This is a genomic window from Candidatus Methanoplasma termitum (assembly GCF_000800805.1).
Classification (GTDB): domain Archaea; phylum Thermoplasmatota; class Thermoplasmata; order Methanomassiliicoccales; family Methanomethylophilaceae; genus Methanoplasma; species Methanoplasma termitum.
The window spans coordinates 156,470-177,327 of record NZ_CP010070.1 but is presented as its reverse complement, the minus strand read 5'-3'; the positions used below and the strand labels follow the sequence as shown (position 1 = coordinate 177,327).

The following is a 20,858-nucleotide window of genomic DNA, read 5'->3' as shown; positions in this document are numbered from 1 at the left end:
GTTCCGATCAAACATGAAAAGCAGAATAAAGAACATAAAAAGGTCAAGGGACGGCGGTATGCCCTTCGTTGCGATCGCAGTGGTGATACTCATCCTTGCATCCGCGTTCGGAGTGATGATCTCACAATCGAAAGATATCAAAGAGACTGCTGATAACATCGTCACAGAGCTCGGAACGTTGGATAGTGCGATCGAAAGGACCGAAACAAAGATCGAAAGAGGCCTGGGGGAGCTGATCTTCCAGATAAGCACAGACCCGGAAGGCGGTTCGCTTGACGAGCGTGCAGAGATCTTCGAAAAGGATTCAAAGGAATGGATGACATCCAATTTTCCATGTGCTGATAAGGGCGTGTCCATCAGCATAAAGGATTTCGACTTTGTGCTGGAGGCCGAGTCTCTAAAAATGACAACATCAGACGCCTTTACCGATGGCTATATGCCAACCTACCTCAAAGCTACCGGACACTACACCGCAGACTTCATCTCCGGTTCCGGGACAGTTATGAGGACGACCGAAATATCAACTGACGGGACCTGCGCTCTGCCTCTTGTCGCAGAGCAGGGATCGCTGTTCGAGCTTATGACCTCAAGCGACGGTTCCGCACTGTCTCAGATGATGACCCAGCAACTGACCGCTCTTGCTCAGTACAGAGTGCTGAACGGGTATGGAGCAATGTCGGAATACGGTAGCATGGGCACCATGTCGATCATAACGGCCGAAGATGTCCGGTCTGCATACAAAAGCTCGCTTGATGTCCTGAATGTGCTTGTTTTCCGCTTCGCCTCTAATGGCCTGACCACAGATATGGAAAAGATAGATCTGGCGGACTGGATGATACCTGATGAGGGGAAGATCACAATCGATCTTTCTGCGGTATACTCTCAGGCACTGATATCAATCGCGGACGACCTGGCACTTAAATGGTTCGACTACCTGTACGGTAACCTCGTCATAAACGTTACCGATTCCGTACTTGATACCCTGAAGAACGCTTTCGATTCTCTGAGGGGATTTTTCAGCGGAAAGAACGAATTCTCCGCTGCGCCTTACATCGAACAAGTGATGAGGGACAACGGATTGGATATCGATCACTATAGGTACCTCTTCAGCGGAAAAACGACATCGATAAGGATATCCGATATCAATGTTAACTTGGGCGGAAGAAACATTTCTGTTCCGTCAATGACTATCAGCGCCGATTACCCAATGGTCGATATGTTCTCCCATAACGACATATCGAACTTCAAAAAGCATTACCGGGAAGGTACGAACGAAATAAGGGAGTGGATCAGAAGTATAATCAACTCCGCTGCGGTGAGCATCGGGAGCTCAAAAGCACTCGGAACCATATGCATCCCTGTCGATCCGGATGACGACGAGTCGTTCATGGAATCCGTTTACAAAGCGGTTGCGGCCGCCCTGGACGGAGGAGACTCTCAGATCGAGAGAATAATGACCAGCGCGATCAACGATCAGACCATTTCCGATCCATTTTATTCAGAAATATACAACGCAATATCTGATAACAGTGATGATATCTACGGCGTATGCGCATTCAAAGATAATGTAAAGGCATCAATAAGATCTTCTTTGGCCGCATATTTCTCAGCAAATGATATAGAGGTGAGCGCGGAAGAGCTCGACAGCGCCACCGACACGGTCTTCAACGGGATCGAGATCAAAAATAAAATTACTCAGTACGAAAATGAAGTGAGCAGCTGTCTGGATGGGCTGAGACCGCTTACCGATATACCAGCAGGAAAATCCGGAACGATCAAGAAGATCTGCACCGGGATATTCGGGGCCGGCGTCCTTTTCATGGATTTTGCGACGAATGTTCCGGAGAGGATCAAAACACTATGTGCCGAGGCCATAGAGAATACGAATATCAACGCGTACAGCGGACAGGTCGAACTCCCGGGGTCAGACAGTTTCAGATTGGTCGATTCCGACGGTAACACCTCTGTCGAGAGGCTTTCGGTTTCCTCGACATCGTCACCGAAGATACAGGTCAAAGGGCCGAACGAGAATCTTTCAGACTGCATCCACTATGTCGGTTTCAATGAGAACACCGGCGCATCTTACGCGACCGCCTTCTCGGTGATCATAGAAGATGATCTTCAGTATACAGTAACAAGCTCCGGCTCATTGGAAACAACGATGGGTATATCGGACTCTGTCTGCAAGGGAACATCCTCGATCAACATGGAGTTGAAGATAGTGGCGGCAAGCGGATGGGAGCTTGCCGGCGTGAAGGACTACAAAGCAAGCAACACGCTTCTGTCGGACGTCTGGAATGCTCTGATTAAGCTGCTGTCGCCGCTGCTGGAGCCCCTTCGCAAGGCAATGTCGATGGTCATGGACGTGTTGTCGATCTTGAGCTCAGCGATCACGGATATTATGAAGTATGTTTCCGCGGTGGTCGAAAAGGTGTACCGTATCCTGATGGCTTCGCTGAAAGCGTTGGCCGACTTCATCGAGAATACTATAGACAAGGTGTTCACGATCGTACTTGAAAAGGCGATCGAGAATGTCCAATGGATCGTCGGAATAGATCTGACCAAACAGACCGTCGGATTCACTTTTATGGGATGGACCCTGACATTCACAACGAAACTGTCTACCCTTGCGAACAACACAAAGGATCTGTTGACGATAGTTCTGAGCGGAGAGATATTCCATCTCAAGGTCTCTTGTTCGCTTAACATCAAACAAAAAGGTTCCGGCTCCACCAAACAGCTGATCCTGACGGGAGATGCCAGAATAACCGGCGGAAGTTGGGACGTTTATGCTTATTTCGACCCGCTGATGAAGTCGACGCCGCACATGATAAGTATAAGCGGACATGTAAGGGGCATTCAATTCGATGTGATCCTGCCGGATCTGGTACAATACCAACATACAGATTTCTGTCTCTCTGATGTGCCGGGGCTCGGTGCCATACTATCGAACATTCCGCTGCCCATCCCCGGGCTAAAAGCGGAGATAGATGCGGGAATAGATCTGAAGTACAACATCCCATTCAAATTCGGGATGCTGATCAACGAGTTCGAGTTGAATCCGTCCGGTGATGATAAAGGCAACGAATGGGTGGAATTGCTGAATGCGACAAGTTCGAGAGTGGATCTTGAAGGGTATACGATTCGTGCTGGTTCCAACCCCGTCACCAAAGTATACAATATAACCGGTCTGAGCCTTATGCCCGGGCAGAGAGAGGTTGTCTACCTGCCGGGATCTTTCCTCAATAACTCAAAAGAATACGTGACCCTTGTCTCGCCGAACGGTGAAGAGGTCGACATGACCCCTGTGAAGAGCGATTCTTACAACGATGGCCGTACTTGGCAGAGGTCGGCCGACGCTGCCATGGACTGGTCTTTTTCCGAGGGTACGCCGGGCACCGGGAACTGCGGCGGAGTGTTGGGCGGAGAGATGATTAAAGTGCAGCTCATCAAGATATTGAAGGATTCTGCGGTAAAGACGCTGACAAAGATGAAATCACTGAAGAACGTCGATGACCTTACCGAGTTCTTCAAGGTCGCGATCATGGATGCGATCGATACTGCAATCGAGATGTTGGCCGGATGTCTCATCGAAGCATCGATCTTTGTGTCGTTGGAGATAGCGGATGACACGTCGACGATTTGCGGGGGTGTGTGCATTGAGCTTTTCATTGATTCCGGACTCATCGAGGAGGGACTGAAATGTCTTGTGGGGGAAATAGAATCACTGCTCCTGCACATAGAGAACCCGTACGGACTGAAGCCGGTAGAGGTTCTGACAGATAACCTGTACCTCGGCGTGACGTTATATTTCGGGATAGATGCGCCGTTCTTCCTGAAGAACATAGAGTCGATCCCCGAAGTGAAACTCGGGATACATGTGGACACCAATGTTTCCGGTCTCTGCAGAGTGTTCGGCAAAGACATCGGCAAGTGGAAGGTCACCGCGGGAGTGCTGATCATGGATTGTCCCACCGTCCTGATACCGCCTTCACAAAATCCCGATATGACGCTGGAATCGGACCTTTGGGTACTGAAAGCGACCTTCACATCGGTGTGATATTTAATGATAGCCACACAGCAAAAAAGGAGGGTATCCATGAGTTAATTATAGGTGATGCATATAACCTCACTATGGCCGGAGTGAGTTTCAAAATACCGACCGTCCTTTCTGCGGATGAGTTAAAGGATAAGTCATTCAAAAGAGCCGCAAAGATCTCGAAGAAAGGCTCGGATGCGTTGGATGGAAAGAAAAAGACAGCTCTTGCCAAAGTGACCGCATCCGCCGATATCGTTACAACCACTATCAACGGATACATCGAAAAATTCCCAAGGATCGAAAAAAGAGAGGATTTCCTTCCAGAACTCATCGACCTTATCATCGGTATCGACCAATACAAAAGATCGCTTGGGGCCCTGAATTGGGCCGCCAACAGAATAGAGAAACTCAAGAACGATTCACTGAGAGATATCCGCGGAACAAAGGATGCCTCAATGATCGAAAGTCACAAGAACAGCTTCTACGGGAGAATGTCCTCCTACATAGACAGGATCGATAAGGACCTTCTTTTCCTGCAGGAAGCTAAGAACAAATTCAGGAAATTACCGGCGGTGGACCCGAAAGTGCCTACGGTCGTGGTGGCGGGCTTCCCTAACGTGGGGAAGAGCAGCCTCGTCGCAAAGATGAGCTCCGCCACCCCTCAGATCGCTTCTTACCCATTCACCACAAAGGGCATAATCATCGGCCACGTGAAGGACGATTGGAGAGTGTTCCAATTAATAGATACGCCCGGGCTCCTGGACCGCGAATTCGATGATAGGAACAACATAGAGAAACAGGCGGTTCTTGCCTTGAGATACCTGACAGATGTAATGGTGTTCATCCTTGATCCCTCTGAGACCTGCGGCTATGATATGAAAAAACAGAATTCCCTCCTGGACTCTGTGAAAAAGAACTTCTCAGGCATACCGATAATAGTTGCTGAAAGTAAAAGCGACATTTTGAAAAGAGAGAACGACCATATCAGTTTCTCTGCCGAGACCGGGGATGGGATGGATAAACTTAACGAGAAGATACTTTCCCTTGTAAGGGTCATTTTCAGAGAAAGGGCGGTCGAGTCGGAAGAGGTTTGATCATGGGGGAGATTGCGGCAAGCGAAGAGATGAAGGAATATTTCAGAACACTTTCCAGAAAGAACAAAGAGTGTTATACTATCGCTGAAGCGGCGAGAAGCGTCGGAAAGGATCCGGAGACATTCGTGGAGATACCTCAGGCAGAGGACCTTGCTTCGAGAGTGGAGAAACTTCTGAAAGACTACGGAGTGGACGGGGTCGCAGAAGACATACGCAGACTTACCAAGATACATGGCAACCGTGAGATCGTTGCCCTGATGATCGCGGGAGAGATCGCCGGGAGGCCCGGAGAGAGCCTTGAAAAGGTTGTTGATCGCGCGATCAGGGTCGGTCTTGCCGTCCTTACAGAGGGGATACTTGTCGCGCCGCTTGAGGGAATTGCCGACACGAAGATCAAAACCAATGCGGACGGGTCATCTTATATCGACCTTATTTTTGCCGGACCTATCCGCGCCGCAGGCGGTACAGGGCAAGCAATGAGCGTCCTTATTGCCGACATGGTCCGTCAGGCGCTCAAGATCGGGAGATACATCCCCACCAAAGAAGAGATAGCGAGATTCAACGAAGAGATACCGCTGTATAAGCAACAGCAACACCTTCAATTCTCACCTACGCCGCAAGAGATCGACCTCATTGTCAGGAACTGTCCCATATGCATTGACGGTGAAGGAACGGAAACCGTCGAGATATCGGGATACAGGGATCTTCCCAGGATCGAGACGAATCGCGTAAGAGGAGGAGCGTGCCTTGTTATTGCGGAGGGCATGTGCCAAAAAGCGGCGAAACTGAAGAAGCACGTGGACAAACTACAGATCAAAGGCTGGGAATTCATCGGTGAGTACGTTGATGCGCACAAGCCCGCCCAAACCGATGAGAGTGCACGGAAGACCGTTCAACAATCATTTACATATCTTAAGGACCTGGTCGCGGGCAGGCCCATATTCGGACACCCTTGTGCGGTCGGAGGGTTCAGACTCAGATACGGCAGGGCAAGGACCACGGGCCTTGCGGCATTGGCATTCAACCCCGCCAGCATGTATGCTATGGATGAATTCATGGCGTTGGGCACACAGATAAAGATAGAAAGACCAGGCAAGGCATGCGTGGCGACTCCCTGCGATCTCCTGGACGGCCCATACGTACTGCTGAAGAACGGAGACCTCATACATTGTCAGACCAAAGAGGAGATCATAGCGGTAAGCAAAGAAGTGGCCGAGGTCGTGGACAACGGAGAGATCCTCGTCCCCTTCGGCGAGTTCAGCGAGAACAACCATCCCCTGGTGCCCTGCGGATATTCGCCCGAATGGCATAAAGCAACGATCATGTCCAAGACCGAGCTCCCAAAGGATTGGGAGAGCCCCACATACGAACGCGCAAAGGAGATGTGCAAACAATTCGATGTTCCGCTCCATCCGAAGTTCAACATGTTCTGGTATGACGTCCCCGTGAAGATGCTTGTCCTCCTTAGATCCAAGATACTGTCAGAGGGGAGATTCGAGAACAATCTCGTGATCCCCAAAGAACCGGACACAAAGAGGATATTAGAGAATCTCTGCGCCACACATTGCGTGAGGGGCGAAGAGGTCGTTATCGACGAACTTTATTCGATGCCTCTCATCGACGGGCTGGGTCTTTGTGTCAAAGACGGAAGGTTGTCATCTTTGATGGAGCTTGAAGGGGACGATTCGTTATCCGCGGTGAGCAAAGCGGCAGGATTCGAGATCCGCGCAAAGGCAAGAACACGCATCGGAACAAGAATGGCGCGTCCGGAGAAAGCGAAAGAAAGAGAAATGAGTCCCAAGGTCCATTCGCTGTTCCCGGTGGGAAGGGATGGGCAATACGGGAGAGACATCGATTCCGCGATAAAAGCATCCAAATCCAAAACACCTCATCTGAATTCGAATGCCGAGCCCACTCTCAGCATCGAGGTGGGAAAACGAATGTGCCCGATGTGCGGGAACATAACATTCCGTACGTGGTGCAGGAAATGCAAGATCCACACCCTTCCCTCCAATGCAAAGAAAACATATGGGAACAGCGGCCAATCGACGCTGAACATCAATTTATCAGACGAATACCGCGAAGCGCTTTTAAGTTTAAAGGAAAGCCAACCGGATGAGCTGAAATGTGTCGAAGGGCTCATTTCCAGGACCAAGACCCCGGAGATAATCGAAAAGGGAATACTGCGGGCGAAGAATGATGTGTCTGTCTATAAGGACGGTACGATAAGGTACGATATGACCGACGTTCCGCTGACCCACTTCAGACCCAGAGAGATCGGACTCAGTGTCGAAAAGGCAAATGAGCTCGGATATTCCCGGGATTGGAACGGTGATCCCCTCACAAGCGTTGATCAGATCTGCGAATTGAAAGTGCAGGATATAATCCCATCAAAAGATTGCGGAGACTTCTTGGTCAAGGTGTCCAAATACATAGATGACGAACTTGAGAAGATATACGGGATGAAAAGATACTACAATATCAGCAAAAGAGAGGGTCTCATCGGACATCTGACGTTCGGTCTGGCACCTCATACGTCCGGCTGCATCCTCTGCCGCATCATAGGATATTCCGACATAAGGGGATGCTACGGCCATCCGTTCTTCCATGCGGCAAAGAGAAGGAACTGCGACGGGGATGAGGACTGCGTCATACTGGCACTTGACGGTCTGTTGAATTTTTCAAGGCTGTTCCTCCCCGACAGAAGAGGAGGTCTGATGGATGCTCCGCTTGTCCTTACCACAAGACTGGACCCCAACGAGATCGACAAAGAGGCACACAATATCGACTGCCTGAGGGCGTATCCATTGGAATTTTTTAATGCTGCGATGGAAATGCGCGATCCGAAGGAACTGGAAAAGATAATGGACCTCGTCGGGGGGCGCATAGGAACAGAGAAACAATATCAGGGGCTCGGATTCACCCATGACACTTCCGATATCTCCGAAGGTCCGAAAAATTCCGCTTATACGACACTTGAGAGTATGACGGATAAGATGGATGCTCAACTTTACCTCGGAAAGAAGATACGAGCAGTGGATGAAAGGGATGTTGCCACCAAGGTCATCAACAAGCACTTCCTGCCGGATATGGCAGGAAATCTGAGGAGTTTCAGCACGCAGACCGTGAGATGTACCAAATGCGGAGATAAGTACAGAAGGATCCCGCTGTCCGGGATATGCAAATGCGGCAACCAACTTACTCTTACTGTACACGAAGCCAGCGTGAAGAAGTATCTGGAAGTGTCAAAAGAGATCAGCGATAAATATGAGCTTGATGACTACACAAAAGAAAGGATAATGATTCTCGAAATGAGCATGGATTCTGTCTTTAACAACGACAAGATCAAAAAGTGCAGACTCTCAGATTTCTATTAAAAAGATATTGGACGGGCTTGCGCCCGGAAAAAGTTCAGATCGCCTCATTAATATGAGAAAAGGTAGCTTCTGATTGTGTGGCGATTATCTCCATCGCTTTGTCAAGGACCTGCTTCGCTGTCAAAGAGCCGTCTGTCTCGTACTTGAAGTAGAAGTTTGAATCATCCGCTCCGACAAGTACCGCTCCCTTGGATGTCGATTCGCACTCTTTGCACATTGAGCAGTTTAGTGGATTCTTCACCTTCAGCTTTCCGCTTTTGACCTCAAAGACACCTCTGGGACACATTTCTGCGCACTTGATTGTGCTTGCATCGCCGGCTTTCTTCTCGTCCACCTTTATAATTGGGACATACTTGTACCCTACGCCGAAAGCGGCTTGCCACTTCGCATGCGTCCTGGCTGTTCCCATCACCGCTGTCGCATAGATGAGGACCGCCTGGCCGTCAGTGAGTTCTGCTATCGGAATGAATTGATCTTTGACTGCGAGGTCGGGGTTCCCGAGAGGCATCATATCTCCGGATAGGACGGTACACGGCCCTATTTTGTTAAGGCTGTACATTATGGTGCAGTTGGGACATCCTTCGCCTCCGCAGACGCAATCCTTCTGATAACCGAAGAGCTGATGGTCTGTGGGAACAGGCACCATTCCGAGTCTGTGAGCGATGATCTCATCGAAGAGAGGCGTCACGCTTTCGTACTCTTTGTCATCCTGCATAATGGGACCCAGATGGAACTCTACCTTATCTATGGCCATTTTCGGGATGTCGGTAAGCATTGTCCTTCTGAGCGCGTTCGCCATGGCCGGCGATGAATTCTTCAGTTTGAAACTGCCCTTCATCTCCCCCATTTCGAGTATCTCTATCTCCATCGGAGTGCCTCCTCAGACCCTGCGCCCTCTGCGTCCGCCTTTCTTCTTGGTACCGTCGTGAGGTATTGGTGTAACGTCTTCGATGCGTCCGATCTTCAGCCCGGCCCTAGCAAGAGCGCGGATAGCCGCCTGAGCGCCCGGTCCTGGTGATGCTGATTTGTTTCCGCCGGGTGCACGCACTTTTACGTGTATGCCGACGATGTCCTTCTCCCTGGCAACTTCTGCGATCTTCTCCGCTGCTTTCTGTGCCGCATATGGTGAAGATTCATCCTTTGCTTGTTTAACGACCATTCCGCCGGTGACCTTGCCGAGCGTCTCGGCGCCTGTTATGTCCGTAAGTGTGATCATTATGTTGTTGTAGCTTGCGAATACGTTCGCTATTCCCCATTTAGCTGTCATCAGACCTCACCATCCTCAAGTGTTATTCCCGCCTCAGCCGCATCGGCTTTTGCTTTTGCGGCCGCTTCTTTGTTCGCTTTTGCCAGTGCTTCGGCTTTGACGGCCGCGTTGGCCGCCGCCTGTTCCGCAGATATCCTCATGGGGTGCATCTCATCTGTGAAAGGCGAGGCGTTGTTGTACATGACTGAAGCCTCTTCTTCCCTGTTGACGATGTAGCCCGGGACAGTGACCCTATGGCCGTTCACGAACACGTGACCGTGAGTGATCATCTGCCTTGCCTGTTTGATCGTCGTTGCCAATCCTTTGTCAAAGACGACCGACTGGAGCCTCCTTGAAAGGACGTCATGTGTTTTCAGCACCAGAACATCGTTGAGATCGCCGGTGGTGGGCATCAGACCCATACGGGAACATTTTCTGATGAGTGCGTCAGCCTCGATCTTGGCCTGTGCGTCTCCTCCTCTGATACGTGCCTGAAGCTCTCTGGACTGTTTTCTGAAGTTTCTGAGTATGGTCTCTGCTTTCCACACTTCTGTCTTATTCTTAAGACCGAACTCGCGTACAACTTCCACCTCTGCCTTTATCCTCTCTCCCTGCCAGGGGTGTGAGGGTGTGTCATATGACCTGCGTGAGAATTTTGGATCTCCCATTCATACCACCTCAGCTTGATTTCCTCTGGACACCGATCGTAAGACCCTTCCTTCCGTTGGAACGTGTCCTCTGACCTCTGACCTTGTGTTTGGTCTCGTGCCTTATTCCGCGGTAACAGCGGATCATCTTCATTCTGTTGATGTCATCCTTCTGGATGATGTCGAGATCGTTCCCGATAAGGTGCATATCGGCGCCGGTCTCATAATCCATCTGCCTGTTGACGGCCCAGTGCGGTGCGTATTCGTAATAGGTAAGGACCATTTTCTCAAGCTCCTTCACCTTGTCGTCAGAAAGCGTACCGATCTTTGCGGTCGGGTTGACGTTCGCTTTTTTCACCACAATCTGTGCTACTCTTTTTCCTACGCCTTTGATACTCTGAAGACCGATTACGGTTCTCTTCTGTCCGTCGATATCGCTGTTTGCGATACGAACGATGAAGTTGAAGTTCTCATCTTCAGCTTTGGGCGCTTCCTTCTTTGGTTTCGCCATTTTGATTCCTCCGTAAATGTTCCCCGAGGGGATGTACTCAAGCGCCTTATCCTGTCGGATGCGCTCTCAGTGTTCGTGCGTGACGGGTCCTGAGTTTACGTTAGGGTTGGGATTGCCTCTTCATTATTAAAGGTTCTTATATTCAAGCGCGTGAGGACCTCTTATAATAGCCCGTCAATTCAGCCCTTTGGAGTGTGTGCCCTTCCATTGCTTTCAGCAATTCTTTCTTTCCGGATTTGGATGGGATGTCCAAAGTGCTGTCAAGAACAAAAACATTGAATTGATATCTGTGAGACCAATTGAACGGCGGTTTTGGGCCCTTGTACCTATGTTTGCCGTAACCGCGTCCCTGCACCGCACCCGATAATTTCTCAACTGTCTCCCCATGAGGAATATTTGAAGGAATGACCTGCATCACAGGGATATTCCATATGACCCAGTGGTTGTAGTTCGGCCTGGGATGATCCAGATCGTCCATGGTTATTGCAATGGATCTGGCGCTTTCGTCTATGCCTGATAATTGCAGTTCTGGAGATATGTCTGCTCCGTGCCCCGTATACTCCAAAGGTATCAGCCCTTCTTTTTCAAAAGCGGGCGATACCAAAACTAGTTCTTTCATTTTTTTCACTCCGTCGGAAGATCTGGCATTGAATCGTTTAAGGTTGGGATCGTCTCTCCCTTATTAGAGGCCGTTATATGGGAGAGCAGGCAGGCATGTACGTCCCTTTTTATCTTGAAATGGTGCGTATGTTCGGAAACTGCAGAGTCGAGGCTAACCATCTTCCCATGAATCCTGCTGCGAGACAAATCGCCGCACTCAACACAAAGAATAAGAATGCACCGACCGGGAACACTTCTGTGGAGTATTGGACCATTTCCAGCGACACGGAGGACATTGTTGTGAATGCGCCGAAGAACCCGATAAATAAGAATAATCTTTTTATCTGGGTCATATCAAAGAACGCAAAAGAGATGAAGCATATAAGGAAGCATCCGATAAAGTTCGCAGCGAACACCCCCCATGATAATGGTTCATCTGACGGCACTATGATTGTGAGAATGTATCTTGCAACCGCACCTACAGCCCCTCCGAGAGCCACCATTGCGAATTGTACGGCAATACTGTCGCCTTTCACAAAAATGCGATATTCGATCGAATATAAAACCTATCTGGCACAGAAAGCTATAGTAATAGTGCCGGCAACCGGATTCGAACCGGTGAACCCCTACGGGAAAGGATCTTGAGTCCTTCGCCTTTGACCAGGCTTGGCAATGCCGGCTTATTTGATTGGGTTAGCAACAAAAGGTAAATAAACCTTTACGGAAGGGTCGTTATTTCCGCCCTTTCGCCGGCTATGTAAAAAGTATGCTCATGCTGAGAGACAATACCTTTCCTTGCCTCGATCATTTGACCGTAGCTCATAAGCACTCCATGTCTGATAAGATCTTTAACATGCTTCTCCGCGTCTGGGAAATCGCAGCTCCTGGCACAGAATGGGAATGATTTGAACTCCCCTCTTGCATACTCGAAGAATTCCTGGGACTTAGGATCACTGAGCTTCCTTTCCCTCAGTATCCTTACGATGTTTCCGGGGGGTCCGTTTGTGACCGTTCCTCCTCCGTTGGTTGCGAATGGCTCTATAGCAACGATCATTCCCGGCTTGAGCCTGTCTGTGTTGCCGTCATTGTAGTTCGGTATCGATACTCCCGCATGTAGGTTGTATTGCTTTATCTGGTGGCCGCACAGGTTAGTGATGGGCTTGACCCCATTCTGCTTCATGCTCATCTCCACCACTCTTCCTATCTCATTGATCGGGGTGCCGACGCCGACAAATTCAGCCACAGTGTCTCTTGCGATCTTTGACGCTTCCACCAAACTGCGGTACTTCTTGGTCCCGACCTCCACAGTCCCGGCGGTGTCACCGACAAACCCATCCAACTCTGCCCCGCAATCGACCTTTACTACGTCGCCTAAAGCGAACACCTTTTTGTCATCGACGCAGGGTGTATAGTGTGCGGCGATCTCATTAATGCTGATGTTGCATGGAAAAGCAAGACCGCATCCTTTTGAACGGATGTACCCTTCGACTTCCTGTGCGACATCATAAAGCTTCACGCCCTCTTTGACCATATCCATTCCGAGGCTCCTTGCCGCTGCCGCGACCTCGCCGGCCTTCCTGAGCTTCGACAGTTCTTCCGCATTAAGCATTGAGAACATCCTCTATCTGTTTGATCGTTATCGCTCCCTGCCTAACTATTTCCACTTCTTTGTTCATTATCCAGACTATAGTAGACGGTTTCTTTAACCTGCTAGGTCCGTCATCTATGTACATACTGATCGAAGAGCCCAGATCCTTTACGGCTGAATTGATGTCGGTCGCATCCGGATGCGAATGTACATTTGCTGAGGTTGCCACGATAGGCCCTGTCTTTTTTATTAATTCTAATGCACCGACATGGTCCGGTATCCTGATCCCGACCTTTTTTGACATGGATGTTACAAGGTTCGGTACCTCTTTTTTCTTCTCGATTATTATGGTCAACGGTCCGGGAAGGAATGCTTTGATCAGTTTTTCCGCTTTATCATCAACGACTGCTATCTTCTCCATCATTCTTTTGTCGCTGACCGCAACTGACAAAGCCATATCGAACGGCCTGTTCTTCGCAAGGAAGACATTCTTCACCGCAACTTCGTTGAATATGTCCGCACCGATACCATAAACGGTCTCTGTCGGATAGACAATGAGATTACCTGCGGCGATCTCCTCGGCGGCCTCTTTTATAACGCTCTCGCTTTTTTGATCGATCGCATTGGCACAATCACATTTCACTATTTTCAATCACATCCCTCCTGCCATGAAGAGGCCGTTTCTTATCGCCCTGTTTCCGTCAGACGTTGTGTTCATATGTCCCGGATACAGCATACTTATATTCATACTGCTCAGTTTCCTCAACGACCTTATCAGCTCTTTTGTTGAACCGGATGGGAAATCCGTCCTTCCGATTCCGCTGGCGAAAACCGTATCTCCCGAAAAAAGAGAGTTTGTTGCCTCGTCGTACAGGCATATGCTTCCGCATGTATGCCCGGGTGTGTTTATTACGCGCAACCTGTGTTCCCCGAGATCAATAATGTCACCTTCCACCAATTCTGTTATTTCGCAGCGACCGAGTTCATCACCGAACAGTCCGGATAGGGTGTATGCCGGGTCCCCATTCGCTATGTACGGAGCGTCTCCGACTCCTGCGAATGCTTCCGACCCGAACTCGTCCTGAATACCCCTTAATCCCCCTATGTGGTCGTAATGGAAGTGCGTGAGGACTATCAGATCGAGATGCCTTCCCTTCAGAAGTTCCTTGATCTTGGCAATGTTTCTCTTATTCTCATTGCCTGTCCCCGCATCAATTAATGCGGCCCTGCTGCCGATAACGAGATAAATATTCGAATCGGAAGTCATGCCCGAATTGACTTGATGAACGACCATGTAAAAACGGAATTATTAACAATATTTAACATTGTTCATTTTCGATCTTCAACTCTTTGCGCTTGCCAGAATAATATTGAAACATCACCTGTGAACCGATATCAGTGTTCACGAGAAATAAAAAAATATTTTGAGGATGAGAATTTTCATACGACTACAAAGGTTATCTACAAAAAATAGAAATTTGGAGTCACATACGCAACCTGTTTGACTGCTAGACCACATCCAGCGACGTAAACGAACTTTAGTGAGCCAGGACTGAATATCTCGGCGAACCTCGATACTTACATCCGGCTTCTATCAAACTCATCATTTATGAGCGTCCTGGTACCTCTTTTTCAAGGTGGCTTCGAGCTTAGATGCCTTCAGCTCTTATCCACTGCCGCGTGGCTACTCAGCATGCCTTGTCAGACAACTGATAAACTAGAGGCGACGAACCCCTGTTCCTCTCGTACTAAAGGGTCCTTCTCGTCAGGTACCTACACCTCCATCAAAAAGCAACAAAACTGTCTCGCGACGTTTTAAACCCAGCTCACGATCCCTTTTAATGGGCGAACAACCCCACCCTTGGCAGCTGCTGCACCACCAGGATAGGGAGAGCCGACAGCGAAGTAGCAAGCCTCGAGGTCGATATGAACTCTTGCTCGAGACAACTCAATTATCCCCAGGGTAATTTTTCTGACATCAATCACCCCCATTCAGGAGGTTGATTGGTTCGCTAGGCCATAGTTTCCTATCTCCGAACCCTATTGTCTGGTTCCGAGTCAAGCTAGCTTATACCCTTACATTCTTCGGTAGATTTCTGACCTACCTGAGCTAACCTTTGGGCGCCCTTGTTATCTTTTCGAGGGCGTGGCGCCCCACCCGAACTACCTGCCTATAGCTGTTCCTCCGAAGAGGTGAGTCGTAAAAACTAATAAGGGCGGTATTTCACCGGTGACTCGGAGCGATGCTAGCGCACCGTCCTGGGTAACGTCTCCCGCCTATGCTACACATATCAATTCTTACAACAACAACAGGTTGTAGTGAAACTCCATGGGGTCTTCGCTTTCAGATGGAGGGGTCTGGATTGTGCACCAGACAGATTGATTTCACTAGCGTCAAGGCGGGGACAGTCGAACTCTCGTTGAGCCTTCATGCAAGTCGCCAATTAAGCGACAAGGTATTACGCTACCTTAAGAGGGTCATAGTTACCCCCGCCGTTTATCGGTCCTTCGTTCCGTTGAAACAGAATTTCAGATGCCGACACTGGGCAGGCTTCGGCCTCTATACACATCCTTTCGAACTAGCAGAGACCTATGTTTTTATTAAACAGTCGGAGTTCGCTTGTCACTGCGACCAGTAGATCTCTCTACTGGCACCCCTTCTCCCGAAGTTACAGGGCTAATTTGCCGAGTTCCCTCGCCTTGATTATGCTAACACGCCTTAGGCTACTCACCTAGGGACACCTGTGTCGGTTCTTGGTACGAACAAAATTTCTGTAACCACACCTTTTTCACGGAGACCGAAAATCATCATAAGCGAGATTACTCTCGCCCCATCATGCTTTCACCCACTTCTCACCATTACGGTTCTTCATGGGCCTATACACTTAGATACACAGACAAATGTACAATGACTATCTCGATCCTACGATGTGGACAAAGGAAATTCTGGTACAGGAATATTAACCTGTTTCCTATTCGATAACTTCGATTAAGAGTTATCTTAAGATCGACTAACCCTTGGCTGACGAACATTGCCAAGGAACCCTTGCCCCTGCGGCGACACGGATTCTCACCGTGCTTTGCTGCTACTCTCTCCATGATCCTCGTTGGTACACGGTCCACAGGACCTCACGGCCCCACTTCTGCCCATGCACCACGCCCCCTTACCAAATTACATTTCTGCATTCTAAAGTATCGGTACTCGGTTTAGCCCCGTCCATTTTCTGGGCCCACAATCTCGACCGGTGAGCTGTTACGCTATCTTTAAAGGATGGCTGCTTCTAAGCCCACCTCCCGGTTGTCTTGGACTGCCGACGCCATTTCATATTACACTTGACCGAAATTTAGGGACCTTAACTTTAGTCTGGGTTGTTTCCCTTATGGCCATCAAGCTTACCCCGGATGGCCTTGCTCCCGACGTCTACAATGAACACAATTTCGGAGTTTGACAGAATGCCGAGAAATTTCTTTCCCTAAACACTCAATCGGTGCTCTACCTCATGTTCGATCTCGATCGAGATCTAGCTGCGACTAGTTTCAGGGGGAACCAGCTATTTCCGGCCTAGATTGGCCTTTCACCCCTATACCCAAGTCATCCAAACGATTTGCACATCAGCACTGGTTCGGACCTCCACCTCCCCTTCGAGAGGCTTCATCCTGCTCAGGCATAGATCGACCGGCTTCGGGTATCCGCACCATTGACTCCAGGCGAGCACACCTTGCCCCTCATTAAAAACTGCGGGCAATCGGTTTCCCTTCGGCTTCCTAATTGAATAGTTAACCTCGCCAATGATCAGAACTCCATGGATCGTTTTTCTAAACGAACAAAATAACACTGGTCCACCAATTAATGGTTTCTTTCCTTTGATGCTATTTAAATCTATAACCGCATGGTTTCAGGTCTTTTAACCTCCCGTTAAGGGTACTTTTCAGTTTTCGTTCACACTACTACTGCGCTATCGGACTAGAGTTGTATTTAGGGTTGGAAGTGAATGTCTCCCAGATTCACGCGCGATATCCAACGCACGTTACTCAAGAACTTCTAAAATTTCCATATCGACCTTCTCCTAAGGGGCTATCACCCTCTATGGCATGACTTTCCAGTCAATTTTGGATCTTTCGCTTTAGGAATAAAAGAGCCTACAACACCACATCTCCCTTATATTTCTATAAGGGATTCAGTTTGCCCTATACCGTGTTCGATCGCCTTTACTAACGGCATCTCGTTTTGATTTCTTTTCCTGCGGGTACTAAGATGCTTCAATCCCCCGCGTTCCCGTTCATTACTGAACATTCCGAAGAATAGGAAGTCCCATTCGGTGATCATCGGATCATAGGCTTCTTGCACCTACCCGACGCTTATCGCAGCTTGACACGACCTTCTTCAGCACTCTAGCCGAACCATCCCCCATGCGGCGTAGCATCGCCGCTGGCGTATGATCTAGCACACGTCCAGGTTGCGTATGATCGACGGTCATTGGGCTGTATCCGATCTCATCCTCCATTACGGAGCCCTTCCGTCTCTTCCCCGAAAGAGGACCTCTCTCCGGGTGCATGATTGTATGTCCAGGCTTATTTTTCAAAGCTCAGGGTACTCCCGATGTAGGAGTAGTATATAATATCTACTACAGCAGCAGGAATAGTGTCACGAACTTGCGTTCTGTGAGCGTAATATTCGCGAAATAAATCACGAATCACACGATGGGTTTCATCGCGCAAGACCCCTTTACTCACAAATTGTATATAAATCTTTTTCAGAATGGCCAGCGTAAGAGAACAAATACAACATTGATCACGCTGGGCACAATTTTTCTCAGTTCCTTATTTGCTCATTCATTATTTCACTAATAAGGACGAACGAACAATTCATACCAATAAAGAAAACATCATATTTTCTCTTGTGGTGACTTATCTTCTTTTTTCATGGTCTGATCCATCTCCTTCCCATCGCCATCATTGGTCTTTTTGTTTTTCCCATTAGCGTTATCGATGCTCATTTTTTCGTCTTCGTCCGCTTTCTCGGGAATTTTCATCTTTTCTTTCTTTACGCCAAAAAAAGAATAAAGAATGTCCATGAAACTTGAGATATCGAAATATTTCGCCCATGGATCCGAACCATCTTTCGAAGATGTTTTACTGCCCTTACCGGAGGCAGTTTTTGACGCCGATTTCGAATCCGATTGGGAGGATTTGTTCTCATACACTGCGCGGAAAATTACAAATTCTTTGTACTCCCAAGACCGGTACTTCGCGGGGTTCTCTCCGGTTATGTCTCTACCATTAAGACTATAGTTCCAAGATACTATCGCGGACGGCACCTCAAACTCTTTATCGCCCTCGAAAGGATTCTTAACAGGTTCGATCTCAAACCCTTCGTCCTCACCTGTGGAGAGGCTGTTTTTCATTGTGCCTAAAGATCTTTTTGTATCTGCGTCCAATAATTCAGCTGTTTGGATATTCCAAAAATCCATTCCTTTTATTGAAATATTGAATGCTTTTATGTCATCATACGGGATCATTCTGTGAAGATCCAATGTTTTTTCAATAGACTTCCCATTGCCGAACTTACATTCTATGCGCGTCCTTAAGGTACCTGTTTTTTCAGCGCGTACCTCGAATCGTATCGGACCGTATTCTATCGGTTCGATCTCATCATAATCATTCTGCCTTGCCGTTACCTTCAGCGTCAGTTTTCTGACGGCGTATGCGGGAGCGGCAGCTTTGTACGCATCTTTTTGGCCCAAATAGTCATTGAGGCCCTTGTTCCCTATCAAGCACAGCTTGGAGACAGACATACCCAAAGAAAAAGCACGGAATTCTTTTTCTGCTATGCCATACGGGTATTGGAGGACAACTCTTGATAGCCTCTCTTTTAGTTTGATCATTGTGGCTTCGTCATATGGTTCGGGGGAACCGAATCCCTTCATGTCGTTGTCAAGTGATCCATACAGGCCTGTGGCACCGTCGAATTTGCTGTCAAAGAGAGTATTCACATCCTGATCGCTGAGTTTCTTGAACTCTCCCACTTTGTAAGCTTCTTTCATCCATAAGTACTGATTAGGGAACAGGACCTCCGATATTTCTTTGCCCTCTTCAAATTTCAATGCCCTTAGTTTCGATAGTTCGGAGATCTTTTCATATTGCTCGATTACCTGTTTTATCCCATCTTTTTCTTTATCCAACCCTTCCGGCACTGCAGTGATCTTCTTCCAATGATCTGCATGCCATGTTTTGACGAGTTTTTCCACGCACGGGGCGCCTTCGGCGTTCAAAACCCCCTGCATGATCTTCCCCCATACAGAAATCCACTCTTTGACAGCTTTTTCGATCTCGTCCGCCCATGCTGCGACCTTCTCAGTGGCTCCGTCCGACCCCAGCACTTTTGTATGCACAGACGTTTCTTTTTCGGGGTCATAGACAGTGAAACTTCTGACTGTGTTGAGAATGACAGAAAAATGACGCAAAAGCATGTTCCCCGCCTTGTAGGTCGATAATGTCCCATCAGAGCGTTCGGTACCCTTTTCATCAGCGTATTCCTTCTTTTTTGTTCCTTCTTTAATTAGTATTGTATATTTGCGCTTCTCAATACTTTTTATTTTTTTCTCGATGCCGTCTACATCGGAAAAACATGCTTTCAGGAAGTCTGAAGGTATCGCAGCATTCCTGTCGGCAGTCTTCACAACGCCGGAGACCTTGCTGTCCATGTAGTCTTCTATCGCATTGATGCGTTTTGCGATCGTATCAACCGTACCCGATGACCAGCCAGCGGCATATTCGCTTACATATGCATCGACGAACATGCCCGCGGCATAATTTACAGTCAACCCCATCACAAATGCATAGACATTGTCACGCTCTTTCCCTGGGGGGAGCGCACGCATTTTTTCATAAAGATATTCGACCCACATCCCGGAATCAGTGGGATGAACGATCGACCTGCTGAATATAGTGTCCGGAACAAGACCGCTCCCGGCTGCCCCTCCGCGGAAGTATTCTTTGTTTTCGATGATCGCCCTTCTTACCTCAGGAGGAACCTGAAAGATGCGGTCTTTGATCGGAAAGACCAGGGGCTGTTCGGGTTTTTTATTCTTGTTCTCAAGCTTTTCGATGATATCATCCGATTCTTTTTTGCTGTCCGGCGGAGATTTGAGTGTGCCCCTCTTGTATTCGCCGCTTGAAAAGGAAAAGACCAGTTTACCCGTACTCTCGATCTCCTCTATCAGGAGGTTCGCAAGAAATAGGCTGGTGAGCGGTTTCATTTTTCATCGCCACTCTCAATGTTATTCCTGATCATGGCTCTCCGCCCCCATCAAGATACTCTTTTAAGTTCAGGATCTCTTCTTTCACGGCCACAGCACGTTTTTCATTCAAATATGGGTGTATCCTTTCGAAGAGGTCCAACGCATCTCTCAGCTCACCTGAGTTTTCCATTCTAATTCCTACCTCTAAAGCCATCAAGGCGATCTTTTTGTGCAGGGAACATACAGTCTCGCCATCATTGCCGGTAAGATTGCAGCACTCGGCGACCTCTATATGGGCCAATGCCTCGAAGACATCCCCCTTCAATATAGAGACATTTGCCAAAGACAATCTCGCCATCCCTATTCCTCCTTCATATCCGAACAGCCTGGATGTGTTCTCAATGGTCTCGAACATCCTTTCGGCCTCGGCATATTCTCCCTTGATGATCATTTCGATCGCAGAATTATTGAGTCCTTTCAGACCGTCTGTGATTATGAGCAGTTTCTCATCCATA

At 48.5% G+C, this 20,858-nt stretch carries 14 protein-coding genes, 1 tRNA gene and 1 rRNA gene; 3 read left to right on the top strand and 13 right to left on the bottom strand.

Going from position 1 to position 20,858, the window contains the following annotated elements; translation table 11 throughout:
• Nucleotides 1–13 precede the first annotated feature (13 nt).
• The 3 genes from Mpt1_RS00815 (at nucleotide 14) to Mpt1_RS00805 (ending at nucleotide 8,510) form a co-directional block, all read left to right on the top strand.
• Nucleotides 14–4,060, top strand: coding sequence for a lamin tail domain-containing protein (locus tag Mpt1_RS00815; RefSeq protein WP_048111378.1), 4,047 nt, complete (start codon nucleotides 14–16; stop codon nucleotides 4,058–4,060).
• Between the two features lie 74 nt (nucleotides 4,061–4,134).
• Nucleotides 4,135–5,133, top strand: a complete 999-nt coding sequence (locus Mpt1_RS00810; protein ID WP_048111376.1) for an NOG1 family protein — start codon at nucleotides 4,135–4,137, stop codon at nucleotides 5,131–5,133.
• Between the two features lie 2 nt (nucleotides 5,134–5,135).
• Entirely contained in the window at nucleotides 5,136–8,510 is a 3,375-nt protein-coding gene (locus Mpt1_RS00805; RefSeq protein WP_048113563.1) for a DNA polymerase II large subunit, read from the top strand.
• A 34-nt stretch (nucleotides 8,511–8,544) separates the two neighbouring features.
• Here Mpt1_RS00805 and Mpt1_RS00800 read toward each other — a convergent pair whose 3' ends face one another.
• The 13 genes from Mpt1_RS00800 to Mpt1_RS00740 all read right to left on the bottom strand — a co-directional run bounded on the left by Mpt1_RS00800 (nucleotide 8,545) and on the right by Mpt1_RS00740 (nucleotide 20,857).
• A complete protein-coding gene (locus Mpt1_RS00800) occupies nucleotides 8,545–9,378 on the bottom strand; it encodes a DNA-directed RNA polymerase subunit D (RefSeq protein WP_048111374.1) in 834 nt (277 codons plus the stop codon).
• Between the two features lie 12 nt (nucleotides 9,379–9,390).
• The gene (locus tag Mpt1_RS00795) at nucleotides 9,391–9,777 is read right to left on the bottom strand and encodes a 30S ribosomal protein S11 (RefSeq protein WP_048111372.1); all 387 of its coding nucleotides are present in this window, start codon (nucleotides 9,775–9,777) and stop codon (nucleotides 9,391–9,393) included.
• On the bottom strand, nucleotides 9,777–10,424 hold the full coding sequence (locus tag Mpt1_RS00790) for a 30S ribosomal protein S4 (RefSeq protein ID WP_048111369.1): 648 nt from the start codon (nucleotides 10,422–10,424) through the stop codon (nucleotides 9,777–9,779). The genes Mpt1_RS00795 and Mpt1_RS00790 overlap by 1 nt, the downstream gene beginning before the upstream one ends.
• A gap of 10 nt (nucleotides 10,425–10,434) precedes the next feature.
• Entirely contained in the window at nucleotides 10,435–10,914 is a 480-nt protein-coding gene (locus tag Mpt1_RS00785; protein WP_048111367.1) for a 30S ribosomal protein S13, read from the bottom strand.
• 142 nt (nucleotides 10,915–11,056) lie between these two features.
• Complete coding sequence (locus Mpt1_RS00780) at nucleotides 11,057–11,533, bottom strand: YbhB/YbcL family Raf kinase inhibitor-like protein (RefSeq protein ID WP_048111365.1); 477 nt, start codon at nucleotides 11,531–11,533, stop codon at nucleotides 11,057–11,059.
• Between the two features lie 109 nt (nucleotides 11,534–11,642).
• Nucleotides 11,643–12,050 carry a fluoride efflux transporter FluC gene (locus tag Mpt1_RS00775; RefSeq protein WP_048111363.1) on the bottom strand — a complete coding sequence of 136 codons (408 nt, stop codon included), beginning with the start codon at nucleotides 12,048–12,050 and terminating at the stop codon, nucleotides 11,643–11,645.
• A 59-nt stretch (nucleotides 12,051–12,109) separates the two neighbouring features.
• Nucleotides 12,110–12,194 (bottom strand) — tRNA-Leu (locus tag Mpt1_RS00770).
• A gap of 38 nt (nucleotides 12,195–12,232) precedes the next feature.
• Nucleotides 12,233–13,123, bottom strand: coding sequence for a type II methionyl aminopeptidase (gene map / locus Mpt1_RS00765; RefSeq protein ID WP_048111361.1), 891 nt, complete (start codon nucleotides 13,121–13,123; stop codon nucleotides 12,233–12,235).
• Nucleotides 13,116–13,745, bottom strand: a complete 630-nt coding sequence (locus Mpt1_RS00760; RefSeq protein WP_238603153.1) for an L-threonylcarbamoyladenylate synthase — start codon at nucleotides 13,743–13,745, stop codon at nucleotides 13,116–13,118. Before Mpt1_RS00760 ends, map begins: the two co-directional genes overlap by 8 nt.
• A 9-nt stretch (nucleotides 13,746–13,754) precedes the next feature.
• Nucleotides 13,755–14,396: an MBL fold metallo-hydrolase gene (locus Mpt1_RS00755; RefSeq protein WP_048111356.1), complete on the bottom strand. Its 642-nt coding sequence runs from the start codon at nucleotides 14,394–14,396 to the stop codon at nucleotides 13,755–13,757.
• 225 nt (nucleotides 14,397–14,621) lie between these two features.
• Nucleotides 14,622–17,535: ribosomal RNA gene (locus tag Mpt1_RS00750) — 23S ribosomal RNA — on the bottom strand.
• Between the two features lie 453 nt (nucleotides 17,536–17,988).
• Nucleotides 17,989–20,361, bottom strand: a complete 2,373-nt coding sequence (locus Mpt1_RS00745) for a hypothetical protein (protein WP_048111354.1) — start codon at nucleotides 20,359–20,361, stop codon at nucleotides 17,989–17,991.
• A 31-nt stretch (nucleotides 20,362–20,392) separates the two neighbouring features.
• Nucleotides 20,393–20,857: a hypothetical protein gene (locus Mpt1_RS00740; protein ID WP_048111352.1), complete on the bottom strand. Its 465-nt coding sequence runs from the start codon at nucleotides 20,855–20,857 to the stop codon at nucleotides 20,393–20,395.
• Nucleotide 20,858: the final 1 nt, after the last annotated feature.

Bases quoted from the DNA above. Each gene is read 5' to 3' on its own strand.
- Mpt1_RS00815 (WP_048111378.1), top strand. From the start codon at position 14: ATGAAAAGCAGAATAAAGAACATAAAAAGGTCAAGGGACGGCGGTATG.
- Mpt1_RS00810 (WP_048111376.1), top strand. From the start codon at position 4,135: ATGGCCGGAGTGAGTTTCAAAATACCGACCGTCCTTTCTGCGGATGAG.
- Mpt1_RS00805 (WP_048113563.1), top strand. From the start codon at position 5,136: ATGGGGGAGATTGCGGCAAGCGAAGAGATGAAGGAATATTTCAGAACA.
- Mpt1_RS00800 (WP_048111374.1), bottom strand. From the start codon at position 9,378: ATGGAGATAGAGATACTCGAAATGGGGGAGATGAAGGGCAGTTTCAAA.
- Mpt1_RS00795 (WP_048111372.1), bottom strand. From the start codon at position 9,777: ATGACAGCTAAATGGGGAATAGCGAACGTATTCGCAAGCTACAACAAC.
- Mpt1_RS00790 (WP_048111369.1), bottom strand. From the start codon at position 10,424: ATGGGAGATCCAAAATTCTCACGCAGGTCATATGACACACCCTCACAC.
- Mpt1_RS00785 (WP_048111367.1), bottom strand. From the start codon at position 10,914: ATGGCGAAACCAAAGAAGGAAGCGCCCAAAGCTGAAGATGAGAACTTC.
- Mpt1_RS00780 (WP_048111365.1), bottom strand. From the start codon at position 11,533: ATGAAAGAACTAGTTTTGGTATCGCCCGCTTTTGAAAAAGAAGGGCTG.
- map (WP_048111361.1), bottom strand. From the start codon at position 13,123: ATGCTTAATGCGGAAGAACTGTCGAAGCTCAGGAAGGCCGGCGAGGTC.
- Mpt1_RS00755 (WP_048111356.1), bottom strand. From the start codon at position 14,396: ATGGTCGTTCATCAAGTCAATTCGGGCATGACTTCCGATTCGAATATT.
- Mpt1_RS00745 (WP_048111354.1), bottom strand. From the start codon at position 20,361: ATGAAACCGCTCACCAGCCTATTTCTTGCGAACCTCCTGATAGAGGAG.
- Mpt1_RS00740 (WP_048111352.1), bottom strand. From the start codon at position 20,857: ATGGATGAGAAACTGCTCATAATCACAGACGGTCTGAAAGGACTCAAT.